This is a genomic window from Cryobacterium sp. MLB-32 (assembly GCF_000738085.1).
GTDB lineage: Bacteria > Actinomycetota > Actinomycetes > Actinomycetales > Microbacteriaceae > Cryobacterium.
Genome location: NZ_JPRS01000265.1, coordinates 1 through 4,184, shown reverse-complemented (window position 1 = coordinate 4,184; position 4,184 = coordinate 1). Strand labels below are relative to the sequence as shown.

General features: G+C 66.0%; 7 protein-coding genes. All 7 read left to right on the top strand.

Annotation, left to right across the window (positions count from 1 at the left end; genetic code table 11):
- Positions 1–26: 26 nt before the first annotated feature.
- Positions 27–791 carry an amino acid ABC transporter ATP-binding protein gene (locus JF66_RS17345; protein WP_035879976.1) on the top strand — a complete coding sequence of 255 codons (765 nt, stop codon included), beginning with the start codon at positions 27–29 and terminating at the stop codon, positions 789–791.
- Positions 792–888: 97 nt separating this feature from the next.
- Positions 889–1,299, top strand: coding sequence for a YkvA family protein (locus JF66_RS17340; RefSeq protein WP_035879974.1), 411 nt, complete (start codon positions 889–891; stop codon positions 1,297–1,299).
- A gap of 53 nt (positions 1,300–1,352) precedes the next feature.
- Positions 1,353–1,556: a hypothetical protein gene (locus JF66_RS17335; protein ID WP_035879972.1), complete on the top strand. Its 204-nt coding sequence runs from the start codon at positions 1,353–1,355 to the stop codon at positions 1,554–1,556.
- A 234-nt stretch (positions 1,557–1,790) separates the two neighbouring features.
- A complete protein-coding gene (locus JF66_RS24530; RefSeq protein ID WP_051973706.1) occupies positions 1,791–2,249 on the top strand; it encodes a hypothetical protein in 459 nt (152 codons plus the stop codon).
- A 5-nt stretch (positions 2,250–2,254) separates the two neighbouring features.
- Positions 2,255–2,689 (top strand): hypothetical protein, encoded by a 435-nt coding sequence (locus tag JF66_RS24525; protein WP_051973705.1) that lies wholly within the window; start codon positions 2,255–2,257, stop codon positions 2,687–2,689.
- A gap of 302 nt (positions 2,690–2,991) precedes the next feature.
- Positions 2,992–3,171 (top strand): hypothetical protein, encoded by a 180-nt coding sequence (locus JF66_RS17325; protein ID WP_197059469.1) that lies wholly within the window; start codon positions 2,992–2,994, stop codon positions 3,169–3,171.
- A 132-nt stretch (positions 3,172–3,303) separates the two neighbouring features.
- Positions 3,304–4,184 (top strand): DUF222 domain-containing protein (locus tag JF66_RS21900; RefSeq protein ID WP_197059468.1); only part of this gene is annotated, 881 nt, incomplete at its 3' end.

Below are 4,184 nucleotides of genomic sequence, written 5' to 3'. Positions count from 1 at the left end.
AAACTCACCCCTCACTGTGGGGACGGATGCGGGGCCAACGACACGAAAAGAAGGTCGTCGAAGTTCTCAAGGGTGTCAACCTGGAAATCCACCGGGGCGAGACCGTAGTGATTCTCGGCTCGAGCGGATCCGGGAAGAGCACGCTGCTGCGCTGCCTGAACAATCTGGAAACCATCGAAGCCGGTCGCATCTTCGTGAACGACCATCTGATCGGCTACCGCGAACAAAACGGTCAGCTGGTGAAAGAAAAAGCATCGATCACGGCCAAGAAGCGCACCGACCTCGGCATGGTGTTTCAACACTTCAATCTCTTTCTGAACAAGACCGCCCTGGGCAATGTGATGGCTCCGCTCCGGGACGTGAAGGGTCTGTCGGCCGATGCTGCCCGCAGCATTGCCATCCCCCATCTCGAGCTTGTGGGCCTGGGCGACAAGCTCGACAACTATCCGTCCAAGCTGTCGGGCGGGCAGAAGCAGCGGGTGGCCATCGCCCGCGCACTGGCCATGAAGCCCAGTGTGATGCTCTTCGACGAACCGACCTCGGCGCTGGACCCCGAACTCGTGGGTGAAGTGTTGTCGGTCATCCAGACCATCGCAGCCCAGGGCACAACGATGGTCATCGTCACCCATGAGATGCAGTTTGCCCGCGAGATCGCCGATCGAATCGTCGTGATGGACGAGGGACGGATCGTGGAGGAAGGCGCTCCGGAAGCCATCTTCACTGCGCCCAAGCACGCGAAGACCAGGGCGCTTCTGAGCCGGTCAGGGGTGTTGCCGCCGACGAACGTGTGAGCCGGCGCATGCGGTTGATCGGGGCTTCCTCGATCGGCCCGTCCGTGAGTCGCTCGACCTTCGCAACAAATCCGCCCACTCGACTACCGTGGTGCACATGGAATGGTGGCAGGTGCTCGTCAGCGTGCTCGGCGGCCTTCTGCTGCTGTGGCTGGCGCTGATCGGAGTGCTGCTGTGGATTTCGCGCGGGCAGACGGAGAAAATCAAGCTGGTCGATGCCCTCCGGCTCGGGCCCGACGTGGTGCGGCTCATCCGTCGCCTCGGGGCCGACCCGACCGTTCCCCGCGGGGTTCGCATCTGGCTGGTCGTGCTGCTGGTGTACCTGTTGCTGCCGATCGACCTGGTGCCCGACTTCATCCCGGTGATCGGCTACGCGGACGACGCCATCATCGTGGCGCTGGTGCTGCGGTTCGCCACTCGGCACGCCGGAGCGGATGCCGTGGAGCGGCACTGGCCCGGCACGCCGCAGGGCCTCACCGCGCTGCGCGCCCTCGTCGGGCTTGGCTGAGCACAACCTGCCAATCTGAGCCGGATTTGCACTTTGGGAGTACCGTGCACGGCATGAAGCGATGGCTTCGCCCTCCCACGACCGAATCCCTCACGCAGGCGATCAGCGCCGAACGCACGAGGCGGTCGGCAGCGCGCTGGACCGACCTCACGATGGCCAACTGGCCGGACGTTGCTCGCGGCACACCGTCAGGACCACTGGCCCCGGAAGCCGACACGGAGTCGGCCGAGGACGAGGCCCCGTTTCCGCTCGCTTAGCTGACGACTCTTAGCGTGCGCACGGTGATAGCGGGTGCCTGAGCGCCATATCGACGCCGGTCGGAGCTCGATTCGATAGACCGTCCTGCCCAGCCTCGGTCTGGGTTCATCTGCGTCCAGGGGATGCTCTCGCCTTCTTCGGCCGTTGCCGCCCGGTCTGCGGAGTCGTTAGGGGGTTTTGCTCAGGATGACCTGCGCAAGATGGATCTTTCAGACAAAACCGAAGGGCCCCCAATGAGCAACCTCCAGCGCATTCTGAACATGGCGTCGAAGGCACTTGACATGAAGGGGCCGTCATCGACCGGTGGGTCCGGGAAGACGGACTGGCGCGAGATGGTGCGCACCGCCGCCGACAAGGTCACCGGGGACAGCCGCCAGCCGGCGAGCACCGCGCAGCCCCGTGTGGTCGCGGTTTCTCCGTCGACCGCTTCTCCCGCTGCCGCCGCGCCCGTAGTGAGCCCGCAGGACCGCGCGGCCATCGCTCGCTACGACTACCTGCTCGAGACCGCGCAGCCGCAGCAGCTCGAGCAGGTTCACCGCGACGCGTTCGCGCGCCTCACCCCGGCACAACGCGACGCGGTCAACGCGCAACTGCGCGCAGAGCTGCCGGCGAACGAGTACCCGGCGTCGGCGAGCCCCGACGATCTGGCGCGGTCGGCAACCCGCGGCGAAGCCAGAACCCGGGCTTCCTGAAGAAGATGTTCGCCAAGTCGTCCGGCCGCGGAGCTGCCGGTGCCTTGGGCGGAGCGGGCGTGGGTGCGGTCGCCGCCCTGGGCCTCGGTGCCGGCGGACTGCTTGCCGCAGTCGCCGGTGGCGCCGTACTCAGCAACGTGGCCGGGCCCCTGCTGGAACAGGCGGCCGGTTTCGGCGTCGACTTCGAGAGCCTCGCCGGCGGTCTTGAAGGTGGCCTCGACGGGGTCACGCAGAGCCTGACCGGTGGTCTTGAGGGCGGTATCGAGGGCGTCACGCAGGGGCTCACGGATGGCGCGGGCGAGTACGCGACCGGACTCGGCGACGTCGCCGGCGGCCTTGGCGAGCAAGCAACCGGTCTAAGCGAGCAGCTCTCCGATCTGGGCTCGAACTTCGAGATCCCGGGACTCTCGGCGCTCGGCAACCTGTTCGGCCGCGACTAAGTACGCTACGGGTGGCGGGCTGTCGGCCTGCTTGGCTGGCAGCCGGCTTCGCCAGGCTCGGGCTGTCAGCTGGGGTCTTCACGCGCCACAGAACCGCGTTGTCGACTGAGGTTGCGTGAGGGCCGTCGTACCGGCATCCGATGTGCATGCCGCCTCGTCTGGCCTGCGACACCTGCCGGGGCCGCGCGACTGACCGGTCACGAGCGCGGCTGGCCATTGACAGCGGACAAACCGTGGTGCCAAGCTCACAACAGTTCAGCCGGGCATCGGTGCCCGGCTGCGATAACGGCGAAGAGGGACTCATGCCCCACGGACGGTTTTGGATTATTGCCATTGCATTGACCATCGCCTTGGGCGTCGTCATGTTCGGTCTTCAGCTCACGCCGATTGCGAGCGCTGCCGCCTTCGTCACCTACGGCCTGACGATCGGTCTGGCCTCCAGACTTCTCAGGACGCGGTCGAAATCCGCCGATCGAGACTGAGCCGCATCCTGACCCGATTCGTGTGAGAACTGTTCCTCCACAGGGAGGAATCTTTGCCAGTTGTGCACAGAAATGCCCGGTCAGGGCTGTTTAGTCCGGTGGAATGTCGGTGGTGGCTGGGAAAATTATGCCATGACCACCTCAACGGACCTCCTGATCGAGAGTACGGCGGCACTCGCCGAGACGTACTCTCGAGCCCTGGGTGGCGGGACGTGTTCGGAGGGCGGGCCGAGTGCGGGGTTTGAGCTTCAGCGGATGACCGATGCCGGCTTGTTGGCCGTGGCCGAGGCTACTTTCGCGGCGGTACGGCAGGGGCAGGCACTGCTCGTGCAGGCGGCGGGTGAGCTGCAGGACCGGTTCGAGCATGATTCGGGGCCGCACAGCATCTCGGCCCGAACCGGCAACAGGAATGCCGCGGCAGCCCTGACGGATATCGGGCATATCTCGATGGCGGAGGCCGGTCGGCTCTGTCGAGTCGGGGCGGTGACCAGACCACGGAGGAGCCTGATCGGGGAGGCGCTTCCGCCGGAGTACCCGGAGGTCGCTGCGGCCCTCGGGGCCGGGGCTTTGCCGGTGGATTCGGCGCTGTTCATTACGGCGAACCTGGGCCAGGCGGCCCCGCGCGCGACGACCGAAGACATGATCGCGGCGGAGAAGGAACTGGTGGAGTTCGCGGCGACCAACCCGGTGGACTCGGTGCGGAAACTGTCGGTGCGCTACCGCGATGCTCTCGACGTCGACGGCGTCGAACCGCGCGAGGAGGTGCTCGTCTCACGGCGGGCTCTGACCAGGCTGGTGCAGCCGAACGGCATGAAACGGTACATTCTCGACGCCGACCCGGTGTCGGCGGCGTTTCTGGACACCGCGATCGACGGAATGGTCAGTGCGGAACTGCGCAAGCCACGGTTTGAAGCGAAGGAAGACCCCGACGGGTGCGGCGACAACCACGAGATCATCGGGGACGGTCGCACGATGCCGCAGCTCAACTTCGACGCCTTCGTCGACATCGTGCG